The organism is Legionella gresilensis, assembly GCF_900639865.1.
Lineage (GTDB): Bacteria > Pseudomonadota > Gammaproteobacteria > Legionellales > Legionellaceae > Legionella_C > Legionella_C gresilensis.
The window spans coordinates 59,381-81,065 of the sequence record NZ_CAAAHX010000008.1; the positions used below are offsets into that span (position 1 = coordinate 59,381).

Sequence of the window (21,685 nt, forward strand, 5' to 3'; positions counted from 1 at the left end):
ACAAGCGATCATTTCTTTTTTGCCTTAAGAAGGAATTCAGCGTGGAACGTGAAATAATGGAATACGATGTTATTATTGTCGGCGGAGGTCCGTCAGGCTTAAGTGCTGCCATTAAATTAAAACAATTAGCTGCTCTCGCTAACACTGACATAAGTGTTTGTATTTTAGAAAAAGGAGCCCAGATAGGTGCTCATATTATTTCAGGTGCCATTCTTGAGCCTAGAAGCCTAAAAGAGTTATTACCAGATAATTGGCAAGAGGCTCCTCTTAATACCCCAGTTAAAGAAGATACTTTTTATCTTTTTACTGCAAAAAAAGCTATCCGTTTCCCAAAACCACCGCAGATGCATAATGATGGTAATTTTATTATTAGTTTAGGTGAATTATGTCAATTTTTAGCCAAAAAGGCTGAAGAACTAGGATGTGAAATCTATCCCGGATTTCCCGCAGCTGACATCCTTTATAATCCTCAAGGAGAAGTTATTGGTGTTGCTACTGGTGAGGTTGGCATAGATAAGCAAGGTAATAAGACTGCTAATTACCAACCTGGTATGCATTTACTTGCAAAACAGACCCTTTTTGCTGAAGGTTGCCGGGGACAACTTAGTCAAAACTTGATGAATCGTTTTAATTTAAGACAAGACGTTCAACCGCAAACATACGGCATAGGCATTAAAGAAGTTTGGCAAGTTAAACCAGAAAAACACCAGCCCGGAAAAGTGATTCACTCCTTTGGCTGGCCTTTAAATCAGAAAACTTATGGCGGCTCATTTATTTATCATATAGCAAATAATCAAGTGGCCTTAGGGTTTGTCATAGGATTAGATTATGAAAACCCATGGCTTAATCCCTTTAATGAGATGCAACGATTAAAAACCCATCCCTTTATAAGTGATTTATTAACCGGTGGTGAAAGAATTAGCTATGGCGCTCGAGCGATTAATGAGGGGGGATGGCAATCTTTACCAAAGCTTACTTTTCCAGGCGGTGCTTTAATTGGTGATGCAGCAGGCTTTTTAAATGTGCCTAAAATTAAAGGAATCCATGCCGCTATGAAATCAGGTATGTTAGCTGCAGAAGCTTGTTTTGAATCTTTTAAAGGATCTCAAGAAACTGAAGGTAAATCTACGGAGTTAACTCTCTATACGCAAAAGTTTAAAGAATCTTGGCTTGCACAAGAATTATATAGAGTTCGTAATATTCGGCCTGGGTTTAAATATGGCTTGTGGGCAGGCTTAGCAAATGGCGTCTTTGAGACAATTACTCAGGGTTATGTACCTTGGACACTTAAACATCGAGCTGATCACACAACTTTATATGCAGCAGATAAAAGTAAAAAAATTGACTACCCTAAACCTGACGGCGTTTTGACATTTGATCGTCTCTCATCTGTCTTTTTAACTAATACCTATCATGAAGAGAATCAGCCTTCTCATCTTAAACTTCGAGAACCTGAACTTGCTATCGACATTAATTATAAGTTGTATGCCTCACCCGAGATAAGGTATTGCCCTGCTGGTGTTTATGAAATAATTGAAGAAGAATCGGGACCGCGGCTACAAATTAATGCTCAAAACTGCATTCATTGTAAAACATGCGATATTAAAGATCCAAAGCAAAATATTATTTGGACAGCACCAGAAGGCGGCGGCGGTCCTAATTATATTAATATGTAGGATCTGTTTACAATGCACCTATCGCCTACGTGCCGTGACTTGTTCGCGGCATCTAATAGGTATAGATAGTTAAATTAAAATCTATACTTTCACTATTTATTGAATGAGGCAAACTAATAATATAATGCTGCTGATACCATGTATAAAATTAGTTAACGATGGCGTGGCTTGGATAACGAAATTTGCCAATGATTTAGCTCTTACTGGATGCTGCGGACGAGCCGCGGCACTTAGGGGGTTGAGGAATGCCAACACCTAGTTAAAGCCTTAGAAAGTTTTACCTTGGTTTGCAAAACTAAATATAACTGAAGTAGCTCTGCAATAGAACCCGTGCATAACCTGCATCTTTTATTGCTGCGTTAAAAAGGTTTCTGTGGTGCCCCTACTCTTTGTAAGCTCTACTTCACAAAACCTTTATTCCTTAGACTAGAATTTTCAAATTATATAGGAAGTCTAATAACAGAATTTAAGGATTATTAAAATCATAGATCTTGCTGACTAAGTTTTTACTAACAAATTACTTAGCTCATCTGAATTTCATTAGTATAGTTAACAATAGTTTGCGTTGGTGCTATTGCTTTAACTTTATTGAGTAAATCAGGCATTAAACTAGAAAGCCAATCCACCATAGGATCAAAATGTGCATATAATTGTGATTGGTCTTTATATTGTTGATGAGGTAGAGAGGTCGCTTTAATGATCACCATAATTAAAGCGACCATAAAAATGCCTCTTACAAAACCAAAAACCATCCCTAATAATCGATCAGTTCCACTTAAACCTGAGCGCTTTAACAGAAACCCTAACAATGTATTGACTATAGCGCCAATAAAAACTGTTGCGATAAGTAATGCAACAAAAGTAACAATATTTCGTGCTGTTTTATCTTGAATATAATTTTGCAGCCATGGATCTAAATAATGCGAATAATGAAAAGCAACCCACAAAGCAATAGCCCAAACGCAAAGTGCAACTAACTCTTTTACAAAGCCCCGAAATAGGCCCGTTAATATGGAAAGTAAGATAATACTAAGTATAATTAAATCAATCCAATTCCATTGCATATTAACTTATCCTTGTAGTAACAATAAGCCCCTGCAATTGCATCGCATTTGCTAAACGCTGTTGTAGAAGTATTGCTTGTTGCTTTTGATTTAGCTGACCGACTGTAACTCGATACACCACACCATTTTTACTAGCTACTTTAGTATAAGAAGCTTGATAACCTTTGCTTTTTAATTTATTTACTAATGTAATGGCATTACTTTGTTGCGAGAAAGTCCCTAGCTGTACAGTATAATAATTAGTGCTATTGGTTGGCTTTAAGGACTTACCTTTGACTAATAAATTTTTTGAACTCTGGACTGGAACAATATAACTATTAGGAACCGGTTGTTTTTTAACAGTCGCAACTGCAACTTTTACTTTTGAAGCCGAAGTAGGTTCAGGTGTCTTTACTTTTTGGATAGTAATCACTTGATCATTAGGTTTAAGTGTTTCTTTGGTAGCAATAACAATTGTTGACTTTAAATCATTGAGCGCACTAATAGGCTCAGCCTTTATTATAACAGCAGATTTACTCTCATTTGGAATTGCTGGAATATCAACATGAGCAACTTTCATAGCCTTAAAGACTTGCTGTTTTTCCGGAAGAGACAATTTAGGAGCAATAGGTTTTGGCGGTAATTGAATAGAGACGGTTTCATCAAAACGATGGCTAGATTTTTTTATAAGGGCCGGGGCAAAAATAGTGCCAATAGACACAATGACAGCAATACCGATTAATCTATGCTTTAATCGTTCATCAATTATTAATTTCATAGCCATTCCTTAAAGTGCTTAAACTATTATTAAAATAGTTGCTCTCATTAAGAGAGGCAGATAAGATCGCGCCCACTATTATAAAAGAGCCAAAAACTACAATTAAATCATGACCATCTGCCTCTTTACAAGCAGCTTGATACGCCAAAAATGGACTATTATAACATATATTTAAATTTATTTCGTTAGCAGTTAAAGCTGAAATCAATTGGTTAGCTTGCGCTGCTCTCTCCCCAGGTAGTAATGCTGGATACCAAGCATGTACATAAACTTTAAGTGGTTTAATCATACCTACAATATCTTTATCAGCAAAAGCTGAGAAAACAGCATGTACCCTTATATTTGGATAATTAGTCTTTAAATAATGCGCTAAGTATTGAACTGCTTGCGGATTATGAGCAACATCTAAGAGCGTGCGCTGAGGTTTAGTAATTATTTGACAACGACCAGAAAGGTTAATTTCTTTGATCCCATCCACATAGGTATCAGCTTTAATAGGTAGTTGTTTTTTAAGACACAACGTAGTCATTAATGCTGCTGCAATTGAATTTGGATGAAAAGACATTTGAGGAACGGTGAGGTTAATATTTTGAAAGGAAAATTTTATTTTATCATCAATCAGTTGATAGCTGTATTCTTGATTTTTGCGATAAATAGGTGCCTTACAACTTGCCGCTTTTTGTAATATGCTTTTTGGTAGATCTTCATCAGCATAGATTACGGGTTTATTAGGTCGAATAATACCTGCTTTTTCATAAGCAATTTTTTCTAATGTATCTCCCAAATAAGCTTCATGATCATAATCAACAGTAGTAATAATTGCTAAATCAGTATCAATACAATTAACTGCATCAAGGCGACCACCTAAACCTACTTCAAGTATAATTAAATCTAAACAATGCTGCTTAAAATGCCATAAGGCTGCTAACGTTGCGATTTCAAAATAAGTTAAGGTAATAGAACCTCTTGCTTTATCGATAATATTAAAGGCTTCTATTAGCTCTAAATCGCTAATAGGTTTTTGATTAACACAAATACGTTCATTAAAATTTATTAAATGAGGCGATGTATAGGTCGCTACTTTGTACCCTGCCTGCCTATAGATTGCTTCAAGTGCAGCAACTGTAGAACCCTTGCCATTTGTACCAGCAACAGTAACAATAACTGCATTTAAATTAAGAATATCTAAGATTGTCGCAACTTTGGTAATACGTTCTAATCCCAGCTGGATAACTTGCACATGACGATGCTCTAAATCATCAAGCCACTGCGATAAACTCTTTTCTTTATTCATATTACTATTTATGAGTTAATTTAGATATTAACTCTGCAATAGTAGGACGTAGTGCTTTGCGTTCTAAAATCATATCAATGTGACCATGCTCTAATAAAAATTCGCTACGCTGAAAACCTTCTGGTAAGGTCTGTCTTACAGTTTGTTCAATGACCCGTGGTCCAGCAAATCCTATTAAAGCATTTGGTTCAGCAATAATGACATCACCTAAGCTTGCAAAGCTTGCTGACACGCCACCCATTGTAGGGTCTGTTAAGACAACGATAAAGGGAAGTTTAGTTTCTGCAAAACGAGCTAAAGCGGCAGATGTTTTAGCCATTTGCATCAAAGAAAACAATCCCTCTTGCATGCGCGCCCCGCCACTTGCAGTAAAGCAAATATAAGGACGATGTTCAGCCGTAGCTGTGTTTACTGCCCTAACAAATTTTTCACCAACTGTGGCGCCCATAGAGCCGCCCATAAAATTAAATTCAAATGCACTAACCACAACTGGATGAGATTCCAAATTGCCTTTCATCACTATTAAAGCTTCTTTCTCACCTGTTGCTTTCTGTGCCTGACTAATTCTATCTTTATATTTTTTTGAATCCTTAAACTTCAAACGATCAATAGGCTCTAAATTAGCTGCAATTTCTTCACGAGGTGATTGATCTAAGAATTGATCCAGGCGTTCTCTTGCTGTAATTCGATGATGGTAATTGCAGGTTGGGCAGATTGATAAGTTTTTGATAAGCTCAGTGCTATATAAAACTGAATTACAACCCTGACATTTTACCCATAAACCTTCTGGCACTCCTTTTTTTTGACTAGATTCCGTCTTAATAATAGAAGGTAATAATTTCTTAAGCCAACTCATAAACTAAACCTATACATATTGAATGGTGATAGTATAATGCAAAATTAAGTTAAAAGTTAGCAGGCATTTATAAGTAACTACAAACATAAACCACGCCTTCTAATAACCTAAAGCACCTCCTATTTAACTAAATCAATTATCTATTATTTTTTATTATTCGTATAATTTTTGCTTTCAAATAGAAATTGCGAAAAACCCACCTAAATTACATTAAATTTTCAATTTATGAAATTGAAATTCACTTACTCTATCTATAAGATTGGTGAGCTTTTATCTTATAGATTTGGACTTAAGCAAGGATTTGTAAAATGTATTTTAAATTAAATATAAGTGATGATAGTGACTTATCTACTGCTATTGAAATACTTAATCCTCACATTACAATACTCGATTTAAGCCAAATTAATTTTACTGATAAAACAGGATTAGAATTAGCGCAAACTTTTAAGGCTATTCCAAGGAAAGTTCATCACCTTAAATTAGGTTGGAATCAACTAGGCGATAAAACTGCTGAGGACTTAGTAGAAGCGTTTGCAGCGATTCCAGCCCATATAACTACACTTGATTTAAGATGGAATAGACTCAACAAGATTGGAGCTAACTTAACGAAGGTTTTTGCTGCTATTCCTATACATGTAATATTTTTAAATTTAAGCGTCAATGATCTAGGGAACTTAAATGGCCAAACCTTAGTCGATGCTCTATCAACTATCCCAGCACATGTAAACACTCTTAATTTAAATGCAAACAATTTAGCTAATAAAACTGAAAAAGAATTAATACAATTACTTGGATCACTACCCAAGACTATTACGAAACTCGATTTAGGTGAAAATGAGTTTTTTATTAAAACAGGCCCTGGACTAGCTAAAATATTTTCTACCCTTCCATTCAGGCTTAATTATCTTAATTTAAGTGGCAATGATCTTGCTAATCTTACAGGAGGAGGCTTTTCTCAAATCTTTTTAGACATCTCAGCCAAAATAACCATACTTAATTTAAGTTCGAATAATTTAGGCAATATAAGTAGTGAAGAGTTGGCACAACTTTTTGCTGGTATTCCAGCAAGTGTTATAGAGTTTAATTTAAGTAATAATGACTTCTCAAATATGTCGGGTGAAGAATTAGCATCTACGCTTGCTGCTGTTCCTAAACATGTAATTACCCTAAATCTAAGTGGTAATAATTTATCAAACATGGCTAGTGAAGACTTAACACAAGCCCTTGCAGCTATTCCATTAAGTGTCACACATCTTAATTTAAGCTGGAATGATTTCAATTTAAAGTGGCTACAAGATGGTATATTAAATGATTTGCCACAAATTTTTTCAGAAATGCCTATAAGTATAACTAACTTAGACTTAAGCGGAAATAAATTTGATAGTGATAATAAACTAGATTTAGCACAATTTTTCACTGCTATACCAGCTAATATTAAAAACTTAAATTTACAAAGAACAGGCTTAAATTTAATTTCTGAAGCGAATTTTAAACAACTTAAAGGCTGTTTATCTAACATTGAAACTTTAACGCTTAGTTATAATGAAATTAATAATATGTCCCCTACATGCGCCAGTCATTAAAGGCAACTATGCCTAATATTCAACAGATAATCTTAAGTGAGACTGAGCAAGATATATTAGAACCTTTTAGCAATTTACTTTATCAACGATATTTATGGGAGCTTGGTGATAGAAATCATCCCCCTTCCCTGCTTAATTGGTGTACGTTTTATACAGTAAAAAAATCGCTTCATGCTGAAAGAGCACCTAATGAAGTAAAAAAGCTGATAGAATAAGTTCCTCTTGATTATTTAGAGAATTCAATACTATAACTTTCAATAATAAATCATTATTAAAAATTGCTAGCTTAAACAAAGATTTTATATAACCTTAATTTAAAGTTTTGCAAAAAAAAGCCGCTAATATTATTATCCAGCAATCTCGGAGTAGTTATGATAAGGTTACTCTTTATAATTATAACGATGATGGCCTGCTTAAATTCTAGCTGGGCGCACACTCGCTATGGTGAAACGCTCTGTCAGCAACCTGATTATTTCTGCCTTAAAGTTAAATCTGGCGATAGCTGGGAAAAATTATTCCCTAATTCTGAAGCATTAGACATTGTAAAAAGAGTTAATCGCATGAATGTTAGATTACGTCCAGGCATGGTGATTGCCGTTCCAAAAAATTTAGACCGATTAAGCGTTTATGATGTCTCCCCTTTTCCTCGCTATATTGAAGGCAATAATGAAAAAACTATTTATGTTAGTCAGCAAAGATTAGCTTGGGCAGCCTATGATGAATCAGGCGAATTAGTCTGGTGGGGGCCGATTTCTTCTGGGCTTGATAAATGTCCGGGTGTTTATGGTGGCTGTACAACGCCAACAGGCTCTTTCCGAGTTATAAGAAAACAAGACATTGATTGTATTTCTACTGCTTTCCCTATGCGAGAAGATGGTGATAATGGTGGCGCTATAATGCCATTTTGTATGCATTTTTTTCGCGGTTATGCTCTTCATGGCAGCAATGAAGTCCCAGGCTATCGGGCAAGTCATGGTTGCATTAGAATGTTCACTGAGGATGCGCGTTGGTTAAATGAAGAATTTGTGGATTTACCAGGCGGAGGAATGCCAGGCACGCGAGTTGTTATCGACTCACCTAATGGTTAATGCCAAGTTAATCTTAACTATCTAGAATTAAAACACTCGCAACGCCATGGAAAAGAGGAAAACCCTGTCAAGAACCATTGATTTTTCTTTTACTAATTATAAAAGAGATAATTAATTACTATAGAATAAGTATTTTCATAAATGCAATGATAGCAATATAAAACGTATTTAAAGAGAGCGGGATATACTTATATATAAACAAAATTAAGCCAGAAAATATAAGGCTAGGTATATGCAAACTAAAGAACATCATCGAGCCCTTCGCATTGGTTGGTTACGTGCTGCTGTGTTAGGCGCAAATGATGGGATTATTTCTACTGCAAGCTTATTAATCGGTATGGCTGCTGCCTATACATCAGATAAAGGGATCTTAGTCGCTGGTATTGCAGGATTAATTGCCGGCGCTATGTCGATGGCTGCAGGTGAGTATATATCAGTAAGCTCTCAAGCCGATACTGAGAGGTCAGCATTACAGCGCGAAAAGAAAGAACTTGAAGAAAGCTTACCTAGTGAAATTGAAGAGCTTACATCTATCTATATTAATCGAGGCTTAGAGCGCCATCTAGCAGAAGAAGTTGCACGACAATTAATGGCTAAAGATGCACTAGGAACCCATGTCCGTGATGAACTTGGTATTACAGAAATATCGAGCGCTCAACCGCTACAGGCAGCAATATTTTCTGCTTGTAGTTTTACTATTGGCTCCCTATTACCCATATTAACCTTTCTTATTATTCCTCGTACATATCTTATTCCGACTATGTCAATTATGGCTATAATTTTTTTGGCTCTACTCGGGGCAATCGCTGCAAAGATAGGTGGAGCAAAAATCATGTTAGGTGCACTACGAGTAGTGCTTTGGGGAACAATAGCGATGATTATTAGTGCAAGCATTGGTTTACTGTTGGGTATAGTGATATAGAATCAATGATTACTTCCCTGTAAAAGAGATTATTAACTAATTACTGTAACATGGTAAAAGAGCCTTTAATCCCATGCGCTGCTAGCTGCATTTTAAAAGACTCTGTCATCTTTTTATCTATGAAAGGTCCAACTTTAACTATGAAGCGCTCTTTATGCTTCTCAATTAAAACGGGCGAAGGTGTAAATTTAGAAAGTTTTTTTTGCAATATATTAGCTAAATCTTTCGAAGAAAAAGCGCCCGCTTGTACATAATAATGTGCAAAAATTGATTTACCCGGAAGAGCAAGCGCTTCTATTTCAACAGGTGCCGTTCCATGGGCAAGCAAACCTAACTTGCTAGCCGCTGCATAAGATAAATCAATGATGCGATCTTTACGGAATGGCCCTCTATCATTAACTTTCACAATAGCTTCACGCCCATTGTTTAAATTTTTTACTCTAACATAGGTAGGTAGAGGCAATGTTTTGTGTGCAGCGGTCATAGAATACATATCATAATTTTCGCCGCTTGAGGTTCGTTGACTATGAAATTTAGTACCATACCAAGAAGCAATGCCTCGTGTTTTATAACCTTTAGCTGTCCTTAAGACAGAGTATTTACGTCCCTCAACTGCATAAGTTTCAGGATTACCATAACGGCTCAAAGGCTCATAAATAGGTTTAATATGCTTAAATTTAGTAGGTGGTGGTCCTGGCGGAGCTCCATCATTTATATGCATTGAAGCACGGTTATTAAATAGTTTGGGTTTGCTAGCAACATTTGTCAGCTTAGCTTGTTGCCTTGTGGAATTTTTTATAAAACGTGGCTGAGGATAGCAACCCCCTATCATTATTAACGAAATCAAAATCAATACTCGCATTCATTATACTCTTTAATTTTTTTAATATTAATCTTCTTTCAAAACTCGCAAAGTGCAAAATGGTAGGATGCGCCAACACACTGAACCAAAGTGTACATAGAGTACATGGGGATTCGAGCACTGCCGCGGCCTGCAAATTGACCATTACAGTAAAGTTTCAAAGAAGTCTACTATATACAATGCCTTATCTGAATAAAATACTTTCCTAGGTAATTGGATGGCTAGATAAGGCTGTGATACTATGACAACATTTTGGAATAGCGAGTATAAAAATGAGGATTTTACATACTTCCATTAAGATAGTATTAGTTACATCATTAATCTTAAATTCAACTAACTTTTACGCTAACTCTTCTTTACCGACTGTAGCACCTTCCCCCAGCTCATCTGTGGCAAACAAACCTCTTATTACTCCTGCACCACCTATTATCAATGCGCAAGCTTTTATATTAATTGATGTTAATAGTGGTAAAATAATTGCTGAGAAGAATAGCGAACTAAAGTTACCACCAGCCAGTTTAACTAAAATGATGACGCTTTATGTTATTTCAAATGCCCTACGCAATGAGCAAATTCATCTTAATGATAATGTACGTATCAGCCATGATGCTTGGAAAACAGGCGGCTCACGTATGTTTGTCAAAGAAGGTCAAGAAGTTTCTGTTGAAGATTTACTAAAAGGAATCATCGTTGACTCAGGAAATGATGCTTGTGTGGCTATGGCAGAACACCTAGGTGGTAGTGAAGCTGGTTTCGCTGAAATTATGAATCAGCAAGCTCAATTATTAGGTATGAAAAACAGTCATTTCACCGATAGCACGGGTTTACCTGATGAAAAACTATATACCACTGCAAAAGATTTAGCGATTTTAGGCAAAGCACTGATTAATGACTTTCCTCAGTATTATCATTGGTATAAGCAAAAATGGTTTACTTTTAATGGCATCCGTCAACCAAATCGTAATCGTTTGTTATGGCGGAATAGTCAAGTTGATGGAGTTAAAACAGGCCATACTAGTGATGCTGGCTTTTGTTTAGTCTCTTCTGCTAAACGCGATAATATGCGTTTATTAGCAGTTGTTTTGGGCTCACCTAGCGACTCAATTCGTGCTGATGATAGTGAGCGCCTATTAAATTATGGTTTTCGTTTCTATGAAACTCATGAATTGTATAAGGCTAATCAAACGGTCTCAGAGTTACCTATTTATAAAGGCAAAAATAGTAAGCTTAATGTAGGATTGTTACACGATCAGGCTATAACTATTCCTAATGGCCAATATCAGCGCCTCAGTATTAAAACTCAAATACCTTCAACCATTGAAGCGCCTATAAAAAAAGGGGATCGTATTGGTAATTTGGTTGTTCATTTTGATGATAAAGTACTAGACACCTATCCTCTATATGCTTTAGAAGACGTACCTACCGGTGGCTTTATTACACGATGTAAAGACTCAGTACATTTAATGTTTAAGCGTTGGTTTGGTTGAGATATTAATGAATTCTGTTGTCTATTTAAATGGTAAATATTGTCCTGCAAAAGAGGCAAAAATTTCTATTTTTGATCGCGGCCTTCTTTTTGGTGATGCTATCTATGAAGTTATTCCTGTATATAATAGCAAGCCTTACTTCTTGGATTTACATTTAGAGCGATTAAGAACAAATCTTAAAAAATTAAAGATCAATTTACCATTTTATAATTGGGATGCCATTTTTTCAGAATTAATTCAGCATAACGGGGGCGGTAATCTGCAATTATATGTGCAGATTACTCGAGGTAACTCAGGGGAGCGTAAACATAATATTCCTCAAAATATCACCCCTACTTGTTTTGTTTTTACCTTACATAATCCTTACCCTACTTTGGAAGAAAAGCGACGTGGTTTACATGCTAAATTACTAGAAGATATACGCTGGCTTCGATGTGATATCAAAACGACTTCACTTCTAGGTAATATCTTACTTAATGAAGAAGCTTTAGCCTCCGGTGCAGATGTTGCACTTCTTGTTAGAGATGGTTTTCTAACTGAAGGAAGTGCTACAAATTTCTTTATTGTTGACAAACAAGGTATTATTAAAACACCTCCTTTATCTAATCTTTGTTTACCAGGTATTACGAGACATATTATTATTGAATTAATTACCCAGCTTAAGTTACCCTTTAAAGAAGAATCTATTTCTATTGATGCCCTTTTTGATGCGAATGAAGTTTGGATAACAAGTACCACAAAAGAAATATATCCTATCACAACCATTGATGATATACCTGTTGGCGCCAACACTCACAATTCTTATTGGGTACAATTACATAATGAATATAAACAATTAATTAAAGGTTTTAATGACAGATAAACTAATTATTGAATTTCCTTGTGATTTTCCAATTAAAATTATTGGCGTCCATTCTGATAATTTTAATTCTGATATTACAAAAATTATTTTAAAACATTTTCCTAACACAGCAAGTAATCGGATAGTTTATAAAACGAGTGAAAAAGGAAATTATGCTGCTATTACAGCAACAGTATACCCTACCTGTCAGCAAGAATTAGATGCACTTTACCGAGAACTTACTCAATACCCTGGCATAAAGATGGTGTTATGATGCTTATAATTCGTCACTTAGGCCTACAAGACTACCTTTCTACTTGGGAAAAGATGAAACAATTTACCCTCGATCGTGTACCTACAACAGCGGATGAATGTTGGCTACTTGAGCATCCGGCCGTTTATACGCAAGGACAAGCCGGTAAAGCCGAGCATATTATTAATCCTGGCAATATACCTGTAATCCAATCAGATAGAGGCGGACAAGTAACCTATCATGGTCCAGGGCAAATTGTGGCTTACTTATTAATGGATCTAAAAAGGCAAGGCTTAAGTATTCGAGCGTTAGTTAACCAATTGGAGCAAATTTTGATTTCACTTCTGGCACAATACGCTATTTTAGCAGTAACTAAAGAAAAAGCGCCTGGTGTTTATGTTGATGGAAGAAAAATAGCATCTCTTGGATTGCGTGTAAAAAATGGCTGTACTTACCATGGCATTGCCTTAAATGTAAATATGGATTTAACACCTTTTGCTGGTATTAACCCCTGTGGTTTTGATAAGCTACAAATGACACAAATATGTGACTATGTACGTGATATTAATTTTGCAGATGTTAATAATCAATTAGCAGAACTACTTTCTAGATCCTTTAATTAACACACTATGCAATTATTTTCAGAATATGTACAACCTATAACGCACTGGCTTGAGACCCATCCTCATTGGGCCTTGCTTTTTACTTTTCTTGTTTCCTTCTCTGAGTCTTTAGCAATTATCGGTAGTATTGTTCCTGGTTCTGTAACTATGACAGCCGTAGGTATATTAGCCGGCTCAGGTATAATGCGAGTAGATTTAACTTTGTTAGCAGCTATTTTAGGCGCTATTGGCGGCGATAGTTTTAGCTATTTATTAGGTTATATTTTTAAAGATCGCATAAGGAACATGTGGCCTTTTAGCAAAAAACCTACCTGGCTTACATATGGTCAAAACTATTTTCAACGTCATGGAGGAAAAAGTGTTTTAATTGGCCGTTTTATAGGCCCTCTTCGTTCTCTTATTCCGCTTATCGCTGGTATGATGCATATGAGTCAATGGCGTTTTTTGACAGCTAACGTACTATCCGCTATCGGTTGGTCTATTTTATATGTTATGCCAGGCGTGTTTATTGGTGCCGCAAGTAGTGAGCTATCCCCTGAAATAGCAACGCGTTTATTTATTGTTGTTTTAATTTTCCTAGCAGGTTTGTGGATTATTTCTGTAATTATTAAATGGTTAATTACCAAATTAAATTATTTTTTGCGTATTCAGCTCCATGATTTCTGGACTTGGTCAGGAAAACATCCTAGGCTTGCGAAGTTGATTCAATTCTTAACCCCTCCAGGTGAAAGCAAGCATTATCAAACAGCCTCTTTATGTTTGGGATTTATTTTAAGTTTTTTTCTTTTTTGTTTACTAAGTTTTTTTGTTATTCACGGTATAGGACATAAATCACTTGATGAGCCAATTCACTTTTTTCTACAAAGTTTAAAAACCTATCCCTTTGATATATATTTTATTAGCTTAAGTCAATTTGTTAGTAATCTTAGCTTATTAACGCTATTCCTATTTATCTCCTTCATAACCATTTTTTTTAGAGATAAACGAACCTTTGTTTTCTGGCTTAGTATTAATCTAACTTGCGCTATATTGTTATTAATTACCCATTTCTGGATAGAAACTCCTAGACCTACTGATCTATTAGAAATTAAGTCAAGTAATTCTTACCCTGCTATTCATTTAACATTTGCAACAGCTCAATTTATGGGAATTATTTTATTCCTCAATAAATATGGCAAATGCCGCTTTAATCAATTTCTAGCTGTTTTGCTGCCTATTATTTTACTTAGTGCAGGCATTGCCTATATCTATCTAGGCGATAACTGGGTAATGGATATATTAGGTGCTTATTTAGCTGGCCTAAGTATTAGCTTATTTTATTGGCTTTTATATCGACGCCATGGAAAACCTTTAGAATACAGAGGTTTCTTATCACCACTTTTATTCTTAATGCTGATCTTAGGAACAACTATCTCTTTAGTATTTAACTTTGAACCCGCAGTTCGTTCTCATCAGGTATACTTAGCACAGTATGTCATAACAGATGATACATGGTGGAATCAACAAAAAAATTTATTACCAATCTATCGAACTAATCGATTTGGTAAACGTATTAGTTTGTTTAACATTCAATATGCGGGTGTATTAAAGCATTTAGAATCCGCCCTATTAAATGCAGGATGGCGAAAAGAGAATGAATCTTTTTTCAAGTCATTTATTAAACGAATTAGTGGCGGTCACTCTGCCTTAGACTCACCCCTTATGGCACAACTATATTTAAATAGGAAACCAGCTTTAGTTATGACTTATCAACCCGATTCTAATAGCGCAGCTGTCATTTTAAGAATCTGGCGTTCAAATTATCATTTAAAAAATTTTTATCAGCCTATTTGGCTAGGATCAGTTAATGTTTACTCCGTAGCAAAGAATCAAACAAATAATATAGCTGCTATAGATTATGTTAGTAGCTCTTTGACACACTTTTTACAAAAACGTAATATTGTACAAATTAGCTTACCTCGCAAATTAAGACGTGCTCCATACTCTGTTGAACCCGTTATTTTATTAATTAAGGAAAATATACCTCTTTTAAATGAGGGAAATCAGTAGAAGTTTTCTTAATGAAGACTTTCATTATAACTTATCCTTATACTATGATTTTATATTAGATGGACAGAAAGGAAATTACGATGAATTATGTTAGGGATTCAATCCATATTATTTTGCCATTAATAAGTATATTTCTACTTATACTAGGAATTAGGTATAAATATAAAAACTATGTCATTTTAGCACTTTGGGTAACTGTTATTTCTATTGCCCTTCACTACCACCTTGCTGGCGGTGAGATACTTGGTTATTACTTTGATTATGTACAGGCTTTTATTTATTCAATAAATCTTTTAACTTTACTTGCTTGTATCCTCTATTTAATTTTTCACTTTGGTAGTCAAATAAGAGCTTTTCGTTATATCATTAGTCTACTGGGGGCTATTTCCATTATTGGTATTGGTTTACTACTTATTAATCTTTGGGTTAATGCCTCGTTTATAGAAAACAGAATGCCTGGCACGCCTATTCTACAAGTAGCTGCTTTTAAAAAGTTAGATTATTGTTCTTACAAATATGTATTTTACAAAATAAGTCAAGATGGTACTTTAAAATTTATGTGCCCAAATCATTATGGATTAATTCCATCTGTAGGCGTTTTAACGTCGGCACCTGATTTTATTTTAAGACAATTACCACCTAATTTGCAGAAGAAATTTCAAAGCGCCAATTTACTTAAGCACCATTCTCAGAAAACAGTTTAAATTGCTTTCTTGCTAAACTTGTAAATTTTTTATGCGCAAGGCGTAAACAATTTACAAGCCAATATTAGGCATTTAAATAATTTATTTTTTAGAATGATTAAAATCCCTATGTTCCGCAACCTGTTCGCGAAATCCCAGCTTTCCTAGATACGCGAGCAGGCATTATTGCGTGAATGAATTTACAAAAAGAGTAAGTAGGCTGGGTGCAGGCCCAAAGGGCCGAAACCCGGGTTTCACTTCGTTTTACCCAGGCTTTATTTAAACTTTTTCCCTCTATACAACAATGCCACTCGGGCAAACCGCGACACATAGGGATTATAGAGTAATTGTGAGACATTTAAATGAGTCTATTTAATTACCTACTCTAGGCAAAAAAGTAATAGCCTAAGTTATGTTCTAATGTTTAATAATTTTTGATAACATGCTGAAAAATCTTTTTTCTTAGTATTATGCGCTTCTTAGTTTTCTGCATCCTAGCAACTTTAAGTGGCTTTGTACTTGGTATGGCTCCAAAAGTAAACTGGGATAAAGCCATTGATAATGCCATTATTCGCTATGGACTTCGTACTGAACCTGAAATGATTCGTTTTTTTGATAAAGCGCAAGTTAGCTACCCTCCTAAAGAAATTGCTCTTCTAGCATTTAAAAAGGAAAGAAAAATAGAACTATGGGCAAAAAATGATAATCAAGCATGGCATTTTATTCATCAATATCCTTTAACAGCTTTTAGTGGCCGTCTAGGTCCTAAATTAAAAGAAAGAGATGGGCAAATTCCCGAAGGGATGTATCGCTTAGTGACTTTTAATCCTTTCAGTAATATGCATCTATCTATGATGATCGATTATCCTAACCATTTTGATCGTCTGCAGGCCAGTAAAGATGGTCGATATAACTTAGGTAATAATATTTTCCTCCACGGCAAATCTTTTTCTGTTGGTTGTCTGGCAGTTGGAGACTGGGCAATCGATCAACTCTTTCTTTTAACGCGCCGAGTTGGATTGAATCACGTTAAACTTATCATAGCACCCAATGATTTGCGTATTGGTAAACCAGCTACTGAAAATTTTGCTCAACCGCGTTGGCTTCCAGAATTATATAAACAGATTAATACAGCACTTAATGAATTTCCTAGCTCAAGAAAATATATTTAAATAGGTTCAAATGAGAAAGAACTATATCTTTAGATATTAATTACTAATTCCATCCTTACGTTGCGTTTACATTTCTTCGATTAAGATCGTATCTAGAGGCCGCGAACAAGTCGCGGCACATAGGAGTATAAAGCTAAATTACAACAAACATATTCTATAAGCTTTATCCTACTTCGGTTAAATTGCTGAAATCGTTTTTACTCATGCTCTGGAGCCACAACAAATATTCCGGGCGCATTACGTAAATATTCATTATAATCCATTCCATAACCAAATATATAATGATCATCTACATGGAGACCCACAAAATCTGCATTTTCCAAGCCGTTAGGGTCACGCTTATGATGCTTATCAACTAGAACTGCACTATAGACTTTTGCAGCGCCCATTGCTTCTACATCTTTAATAATGGCCGCTAGAGTAAGCCCCCCATCCAAAATGTCATCAATAACTAGTACTGTTCGCCCTGTTAAATTAAGACTTGGCTTAACTTTCCAAACTAAATCACTCGCTTTAATGTCACCCTTATATCGAGTAGCATGTACGTAATCTACTTCTAATGGAAAATCGAGTCTAGGTAAGAGATTTCCCATAGGAATTAATCCGCCAATCATAACGCATAAGATGATAGGATTTTTATCATAAAGTTCCTGATGTATATTAATTGCCATCCTATCAAGAGCTGCTTCTACCTCTTTAGTTGTATATAAACAAGTAGACTTTTCATAAACTTCTTTAATTTTGTTTGGAATCGACATTTAGGGACCTACTACTTTGATGGTTAATTAACGTTTCTCAGGTACAGGAAATAGGCTAACTGTACTATCTTTTCCTGATTTCTCTTTAACTTTTCCAACTCCCTGTTTACTAACTTCATCTATTCTATAGATAAAGTGCATAGGGATAAATGTCCGTTTGACACTACCAAACTCAAGCTTTAAACGTTCTTCAGAAGGATCAACAACTAAAGAGGTGTTTTCACCAAAAACAAATTCTTCAACTTCGAGAAAGCCAAACATTTCACTTTCACAAATCTTACGCGCATAAATTTCATAAACCACATCCTGATTGGCGAAAATTAAACGGTATAAAGATTTTTTGGACATTAAATATAACCAGAAAATTAAATGGCTACATTATACAGAGAAAACTGATTTTTCCTACCTTCTATTGTCAAGAAACTTAACGTTTACATGTAGGTTGAAGAGAAACCGGATCAGCACTAACTAAGGCCTCTTTATCAGTTTCTAGAGAAATTGGACCGATTAAATTTTCTTCCAATTTCCGCATAACCAAGCAATAAAAACCTGCAGGAAGAGGTGAAATCATTTTTCCTATTTCATTAAAAATCTCAAATCTTGCTAGCCATTTTTCGGACTGACAAGGCGGTATATAATAGAAAGTAGATAAATGGCATTGTATGTAGCCTCGACGCAACATAGCCCGCTTAACTGACAAAATGGAAACAGGTTTACCTGATAAGGACTGAAAATCTTTTTTATTGGTTTTACGCAACCAATGCCCCCATAAACTAAAGGGATTTATACCAAAAAAAATAGCATAACCTAAGGGCTTAAGTATGCGATCAACTTCATCAAATATATTCTTTGATCCTAAAAGATCTAGAGTTAATGGCGCAATAAGGCAATCAATACTATCCCTATCTATTGGCAGTTGATTAAGTAACATTACAGCAGTAGAAGTATTGTTTAAATAAGGGGTTACTAGCCATTTATGTTGAAAACGAAGCTTATAAAAAAAATTATCGCCCAAACATCCTAATTGTAGCAATGTGTCACCATGCAGAAGATCCTTAAGAGGACTTAATTCTGCAAAAAAGGCTTTATTAACCTCGCTTCCTTGCTTAGTTGAGCACCAGTCATTTAAAGCATGAAATTTACTTCGCTGTTCCTCTAAAGACAAAATGGGCGTCCTAGGCAATAAATTTATCTTTTTACCACAGAGGCTATAAGACAGCAAGTTCCATCACTAAGGGTAAAGCTTTAAAAACTAGCAAAATCAATGGGACCAATAATAAATAAGCTTTTTAAAAATTTACTTATCTGACTGAAGTTTTAAGCGGCAGAGCATCTGGTGAGTTATCACTTAAACCTTTTTTAAGCGGCAACTCATACTGATATTGAATAAAAGGAGCAATATTTTTTAAATAACTTTGTATGGTTTTTATTGTAGGAGAAAGATTATCTAGGCCGTCTGGGTAATTACTTGCCTGAAATTTATTAATTATGTCATTAATAACTTTCTGTGGCTCCAAATCATCATAACCTTTGCCAGTAGTATAAACCCATTCTTTAAGGATATTGATTAGATCTTTAATTAATTTTTTCTCGCATGGTGCTACTGATAAATTATGAAATGATAAACTATTTTGTATTGAGTCTTGTAATACGATTAGATTTTTCATTAAGGAAAAATCTTCCACCATTAAAATGTAATGACGTAAATTAATTGAGGGATGTAAGCTAATTAATTCTAGCAATGATTGGTGAGCAGACTTATCTCCTAATCTATAGGCATTAAGGTAATATTGAGCGACTTGTTCAATTTTATCCTCCCCTATACTTTTAGTTGCTACTTCAGAAAAAAGCTCTCCACACACTTGTTGGAAATTAATATCCATAGAATATAAAAAATAGGGTTTAAGAGCTAATAAACTAACTATATTAACTTTAGTCTCATCAGGAATTGATACTACGGGTATTTGTAATATATCTTTAATTAAATATGAAAAAGCATCGTTGTTGCGCTGCTCAAAAGCAAAGATTAGCAGTGCCGGATCGGAATAAAATTCTTGCTTATTATCATTGAGCTTTAGCAATAACTCTAATATATCAGGCATATCTTTTTCGATTACATACTTAATTAATTTAGTATCAATTTTGGCGCCATTTTTAACGAGCAGCTCAATTGCTTCTTCATTACCATGTTTCACTGCATACCATAATGGTGTTTTACCTGACTTATTTTCTTTATTTAATATTTCTTTACTGCAGTAAGGCATTAATATTTTAATTAATTTAGTATTATCAGATTTTGATGCAAGCAATATTGGGTAATTATTATCCTCGTCTGGCAACTGTTGCGCACCATGTGTAAGTAAAATAGTTGTATATTCTGCTATTTGTGAAGGTTTTTGCTTACTTAGCAAAAGCATATGTAGTGGTGTTTTACCGCTTTTATTTTGTACATTAATTATAGATTGATAAAGCTCGATAGCATTAACAAGATGCTTAATCTCGGGGAAGCTACTCTCAATTGTATGTAAAACAGTATTATTATCCTTATCTCTACTTTGATTAATAATGTTTAAATTAACTACTTTTAACTCAGACTGCCAACCTTCAATCTTTTCAAATAGAGAAAAATTACCCTGTAAAATGTCGGAATTTTTAAGATATTGTAATTTGATAAATAACGCTTCAAGCGATAACTGGCCTGTAAAATAATCGTCGATAGCTTTTAAAAGAATCCCTCGTAAGTCTTGATCATGAACGTTATCCTCTAAAATTTGTAATTCTAATTTTTTTACCTCTTTTTCGACTTCTTCAATTAACTTTCTTTCTTCAGGTAAGTAACTAAATTGATTGATTAAAAACGATCTTTTTATACCTGTTATTGGATCTTCCTCAAAAGCTTCAAACAAAAATTCAGCAAGTTCCATAAAACCTGCCTCTGATGCAGGAAATGTTTTAACGCCATCAGGTTCATTTGAATCATAAATTTCAATAACGCCAGTTTCTTTATTATATAATCCTCCTACGCTATGTTTTACCCCCGAAAATTCAATTAATCGACCTGAGACGAGTATTTCGGGGATTGCTTTAGATAGAATATCTTTATCAAATAAAATTTGAGCTTCAGATATATAATGGGAGTTAGATTTTCTTACAATATATGCAGTTGATAAAAATTTTACATTTTTTTTATTAATTTCTAATAAACGTCCTTGAAAATTATATAAACCAAATATATATTGCATATCAGATAAAGCTTTATGGAGGTTTTCATCGCTGAAAGACACAGATTGACTGTCATCCTCATATTTATCAGCAAATTTATTTAATTTTGTTCTTATAAAGAAAAGAAAACTATGAAAATCCTCATTCGATTTATTTTGAGCGCGAAATTCAAGCCAAGCGACCGTTAAACCAAAGCAAATGCCATCATCTTTTATTTTATTGCGAAATAATTCCAAAAATTTAATAGTTTCTTCATCAAGTTTTTTAATAAAGGCAGATTTATCAAGTTTTTTATCAAGAATTTTAGCTACCCTATTATAGGCTTTAATCAACTTAGATTGATGAATTTTCTCGAAGGGCATAATAAATCAATTAGAAAAAAATATATACAAGTATAGCATTTTTTAATTAACTTAATAATTTGCAAATTAAAGAAACTTCCTTTAAACCATGAAATTTACTTCGCTGTTCCTCTAAAAACAAAATAGGCGTCCT

Annotated in this window: 21 protein-coding genes; 12 read left to right on the forward strand and 9 right to left on the reverse strand. The window is 34.6% G+C overall.

Translation table 11 applies throughout. The features are described from left to right. The first annotated feature begins 41 nt into the window (after nucleotides 1-41). The gene (locus E1P04_RS11145; protein ID WP_131782986.1) at nucleotides 42-1,676 is read left to right on the forward strand and encodes an electron transfer flavoprotein-ubiquinone oxidoreductase; all 1,635 of its coding nucleotides are present in this window, start codon (nucleotides 42-44) and stop codon (nucleotides 1,674-1,676) included. Nucleotides 1,677-2,197: 521 nt separating this feature from the next. Here E1P04_RS11145 and E1P04_RS11150 read toward each other — a convergent pair. From E1P04_RS11150 to accD, 4 genes are read right to left on the reverse strand one after another with little or no spacing between them, the layout of a single operon-like run. Next, nucleotides 2,198-2,740, reverse strand: a complete 543-nt coding sequence (locus tag E1P04_RS11150) for a CvpA family protein (RefSeq protein WP_131782987.1) — start codon at nucleotides 2,738-2,740, stop codon at nucleotides 2,198-2,200. Nucleotide 2,741: 1 nt separating this feature from the next. Beyond that, nucleotides 2,742-3,497, reverse strand: coding sequence for an SPOR domain-containing protein (locus E1P04_RS11155; RefSeq protein WP_165482756.1), 756 nt, complete (start codon nucleotides 3,495-3,497; stop codon nucleotides 2,742-2,744). Continuing rightward, a complete protein-coding gene (gene folC / locus E1P04_RS11160; protein ID WP_131782989.1) occupies nucleotides 3,481-4,791 on the reverse strand; it encodes a bifunctional tetrahydrofolate synthase/dihydrofolate synthase in 1,311 nt (436 codons plus the stop codon). Before folC ends, E1P04_RS11155 begins: the two co-directional genes overlap by 17 nt. A gap of 4 nt (nucleotides 4,792-4,795) precedes the next feature. Further along, entirely contained in the window at nucleotides 4,796-5,647 is an 852-nt protein-coding gene (accD, locus tag E1P04_RS11165; RefSeq protein WP_131782990.1) for an acetyl-CoA carboxylase, carboxyltransferase subunit beta, read from the reverse strand. Between the two features lie 308 nt (nucleotides 5,648-5,955). Between accD and E1P04_RS11170 the strand changes: the two genes are divergently transcribed. The 4 genes from E1P04_RS11170 to E1P04_RS11185 all read left to right on the forward strand — a co-directional run bounded on the left by E1P04_RS11170 (nucleotide 5,956) and on the right by E1P04_RS11185 (nucleotide 9,240). Further along, a complete protein-coding gene (locus E1P04_RS11170) occupies nucleotides 5,956-7,230 on the forward strand; it encodes a leucine-rich repeat domain-containing protein (RefSeq protein WP_131782991.1) in 1,275 nt (424 codons plus the stop codon). 8 nt (nucleotides 7,231-7,238) lie between these two features. Continuing rightward, entirely contained in the window at nucleotides 7,239-7,445 is a 207-nt protein-coding gene (locus E1P04_RS11175; protein WP_131782992.1) for a hypothetical protein, read from the forward strand. Nucleotides 7,446-7,601: 156 nt separating this feature from the next. Further along, entirely contained in the window at nucleotides 7,602-8,318 is a 717-nt protein-coding gene (locus E1P04_RS11180; RefSeq protein ID WP_131782993.1) for a L,D-transpeptidase, read from the forward strand. Nucleotides 8,319-8,550: 232 nt separating this feature from the next. Beyond that, complete coding sequence (locus tag E1P04_RS11185; RefSeq protein ID WP_131782994.1) at nucleotides 8,551-9,240, forward strand: VIT1/CCC1 transporter family protein; 690 nt, start codon at nucleotides 8,551-8,553, stop codon at nucleotides 9,238-9,240. A 40-nt stretch (nucleotides 9,241-9,280) separates the two neighbouring features. Here the strand turns inward: E1P04_RS11185 and E1P04_RS11190 are convergent, their stop codons facing one another. After that, on the reverse strand, nucleotides 9,281-10,102 hold the full coding sequence (locus E1P04_RS11190) for a septal ring lytic transglycosylase RlpA family protein (RefSeq protein WP_131782995.1): 822 nt from the start codon (nucleotides 10,100-10,102) through the stop codon (nucleotides 9,281-9,283). Nucleotides 10,103-10,374: 272 nt separating this feature from the next. Between E1P04_RS11190 and E1P04_RS11195 the strand changes: the two genes are divergently transcribed. The 7 genes from E1P04_RS11195 to E1P04_RS11230 all read left to right on the forward strand — a co-directional run bounded on the left by E1P04_RS11195 (nucleotide 10,375) and on the right by E1P04_RS11230 (nucleotide 17,210). Beyond that, nucleotides 10,375-11,589 carry a D-alanyl-D-alanine carboxypeptidase family protein gene (locus tag E1P04_RS11195; RefSeq protein ID WP_131782996.1) on the forward strand — a complete coding sequence of 405 codons (1,215 nt, stop codon included), beginning with the start codon at nucleotides 10,375-10,377 and terminating at the stop codon, nucleotides 11,587-11,589. A 7-nt stretch (nucleotides 11,590-11,596) separates the two neighbouring features. Then, nucleotides 11,597-12,451 carry a D-amino acid aminotransferase gene (locus E1P04_RS11200; RefSeq protein WP_131782997.1) on the forward strand — a complete coding sequence of 285 codons (855 nt, stop codon included), beginning with the start codon at nucleotides 11,597-11,599 and terminating at the stop codon, nucleotides 12,449-12,451. Further along, entirely contained in the window at nucleotides 12,441-12,704 is a 264-nt protein-coding gene (locus E1P04_RS11205) for a YbeD family protein (RefSeq protein ID WP_131782998.1), read from the forward strand. The genes E1P04_RS11200 and E1P04_RS11205 overlap by 11 nt, the downstream gene beginning before the upstream one ends. After that, nucleotides 12,704-13,306: a lipoyl(octanoyl) transferase LipB gene (gene lipB / locus E1P04_RS11210; protein ID WP_131783089.1), complete on the forward strand. Its 603-nt coding sequence runs from the start codon at nucleotides 12,704-12,706 to the stop codon at nucleotides 13,304-13,306. The genes E1P04_RS11205 and lipB overlap by 1 nt, the downstream gene beginning before the upstream one ends. Nucleotides 13,307-13,312: 6 nt before the next feature. Then, nucleotides 13,313-15,355: a VTT domain-containing protein gene (locus E1P04_RS11215; RefSeq protein ID WP_131782999.1), complete on the forward strand. Its 2,043-nt coding sequence runs from the start codon at nucleotides 13,313-13,315 to the stop codon at nucleotides 15,353-15,355. An 80-nt stretch (nucleotides 15,356-15,435) separates the two neighbouring features. Next, on the forward strand, nucleotides 15,436-16,059 hold the full coding sequence (locus E1P04_RS11220; RefSeq protein ID WP_131783000.1) for a type I secretion system protein LssZ: 624 nt from the start codon (nucleotides 15,436-15,438) through the stop codon (nucleotides 16,057-16,059). 503 nt (nucleotides 16,060-16,562) lie between these two features. After that, complete coding sequence (locus E1P04_RS11230; RefSeq protein WP_131783002.1) at nucleotides 16,563-17,210, forward strand: L,D-transpeptidase family protein; 648 nt, start codon at nucleotides 16,563-16,565, stop codon at nucleotides 17,208-17,210. 197 nt (nucleotides 17,211-17,407) lie between these two features. Here E1P04_RS11230 and E1P04_RS11235 read toward each other — a convergent pair whose 3' ends face one another. From E1P04_RS11235 to E1P04_RS11250, 4 genes are all read right to left on the reverse strand, one after another. After that, a complete protein-coding gene (locus E1P04_RS11235) occupies nucleotides 17,408-17,968 on the reverse strand; it encodes a hypoxanthine-guanine phosphoribosyltransferase (RefSeq protein WP_131783003.1) in 561 nt (186 codons plus the stop codon). Nucleotides 17,969-17,995: 27 nt separating this feature from the next. Next, the gene (locus E1P04_RS11240; protein ID WP_115331280.1) at nucleotides 17,996-18,316 is read right to left on the reverse strand and encodes a DUF1820 family protein; all 321 of its coding nucleotides are present in this window, start codon (nucleotides 18,314-18,316) and stop codon (nucleotides 17,996-17,998) included. Nucleotides 18,317-18,392: 76 nt separating this feature from the next. Beyond that, nucleotides 18,393-19,151, reverse strand: coding sequence for a methyltransferase (locus E1P04_RS11245; protein ID WP_165482757.1), 759 nt, complete (start codon nucleotides 19,149-19,151; stop codon nucleotides 18,393-18,395). A 118-nt stretch (nucleotides 19,152-19,269) separates the two neighbouring features. Then, entirely contained in the window at nucleotides 19,270-21,552 is a 2,283-nt protein-coding gene (locus E1P04_RS11250; RefSeq protein ID WP_131783005.1) for an ankyrin repeat domain-containing protein, read from the reverse strand. Between the last annotated feature and the right edge of the window lie 133 nt (nucleotides 21,553-21,685).

Bases quoted from the DNA above. Each gene is read 5' to 3' on its own strand.
- E1P04_RS11150 (WP_131782987.1), bottom strand. From the start codon at position 2,740: ATGCAATGGAATTGGATTGATTTAATTATACTTAGTATTATCTTACTT.
- E1P04_RS11155 (WP_165482756.1), bottom strand. From the start codon at position 3,497: ATGAAATTAATAATTGATGAACGATTAAAGCATAGATTAATCGGTATT.
- folC (WP_131782989.1), bottom strand. From the start codon at position 4,791: ATGAATAAAGAAAAGAGTTTATCGCAGTGGCTTGATGATTTAGAGCAT.
- accD (WP_131782990.1), bottom strand. From the start codon at position 5,647: ATGAGTTGGCTTAAGAAATTATTACCTTCTATTATTAAGACGGAATCT.
- E1P04_RS11170 (WP_131782991.1), top strand. From the start codon at position 5,956: ATGTATTTTAAATTAAATATAAGTGATGATAGTGACTTATCTACTGCT.
- E1P04_RS11175 (WP_131782992.1), top strand. From the start codon at position 7,239: ATGCCTAATATTCAACAGATAATCTTAAGTGAGACTGAGCAAGATATA.
- E1P04_RS11180 (WP_131782993.1), top strand. From the start codon at position 7,602: ATGATAAGGTTACTCTTTATAATTATAACGATGATGGCCTGCTTAAAT.
- E1P04_RS11185 (WP_131782994.1), top strand. From the start codon at position 8,551: ATGCAAACTAAAGAACATCATCGAGCCCTTCGCATTGGTTGGTTACGT.
- E1P04_RS11190 (WP_131782995.1), bottom strand. From the start codon at position 10,102: ATGCGAGTATTGATTTTGATTTCGTTAATAATGATAGGGGGTTGCTAT.
- E1P04_RS11195 (WP_131782996.1), top strand. From the start codon at position 10,375: ATGAGGATTTTACATACTTCCATTAAGATAGTATTAGTTACATCATTA.
- E1P04_RS11200 (WP_131782997.1), top strand. From the start codon at position 11,597: ATGAATTCTGTTGTCTATTTAAATGGTAAATATTGTCCTGCAAAAGAG.
- E1P04_RS11205 (WP_131782998.1), top strand. From the start codon at position 12,441: ATGACAGATAAACTAATTATTGAATTTCCTTGTGATTTTCCAATTAAA.
- lipB (WP_131783089.1), top strand. From the start codon at position 12,704: ATGCTTATAATTCGTCACTTAGGCCTACAAGACTACCTTTCTACTTGG.
- E1P04_RS11215 (WP_131782999.1), top strand. From the start codon at position 13,313: ATGCAATTATTTTCAGAATATGTACAACCTATAACGCACTGGCTTGAG.
- E1P04_RS11220 (WP_131783000.1), top strand. From the start codon at position 15,436: ATGAATTATGTTAGGGATTCAATCCATATTATTTTGCCATTAATAAGT.
- E1P04_RS11230 (WP_131783002.1), top strand. From the start codon at position 16,563: ATGGCTCCAAAAGTAAACTGGGATAAAGCCATTGATAATGCCATTATT.
- E1P04_RS11235 (WP_131783003.1), bottom strand. From the start codon at position 17,968: ATGTCGATTCCAAACAAAATTAAAGAAGTTTATGAAAAGTCTACTTGT.
- E1P04_RS11240 (WP_115331280.1), bottom strand. From the start codon at position 18,316: ATGTCCAAAAAATCTTTATACCGTTTAATTTTCGCCAATCAGGATGTG.
- E1P04_RS11250 (WP_131783005.1), bottom strand. From the start codon at position 21,552: ATGCCCTTCGAGAAAATTCATCAATCTAAGTTGATTAAAGCCTATAAT.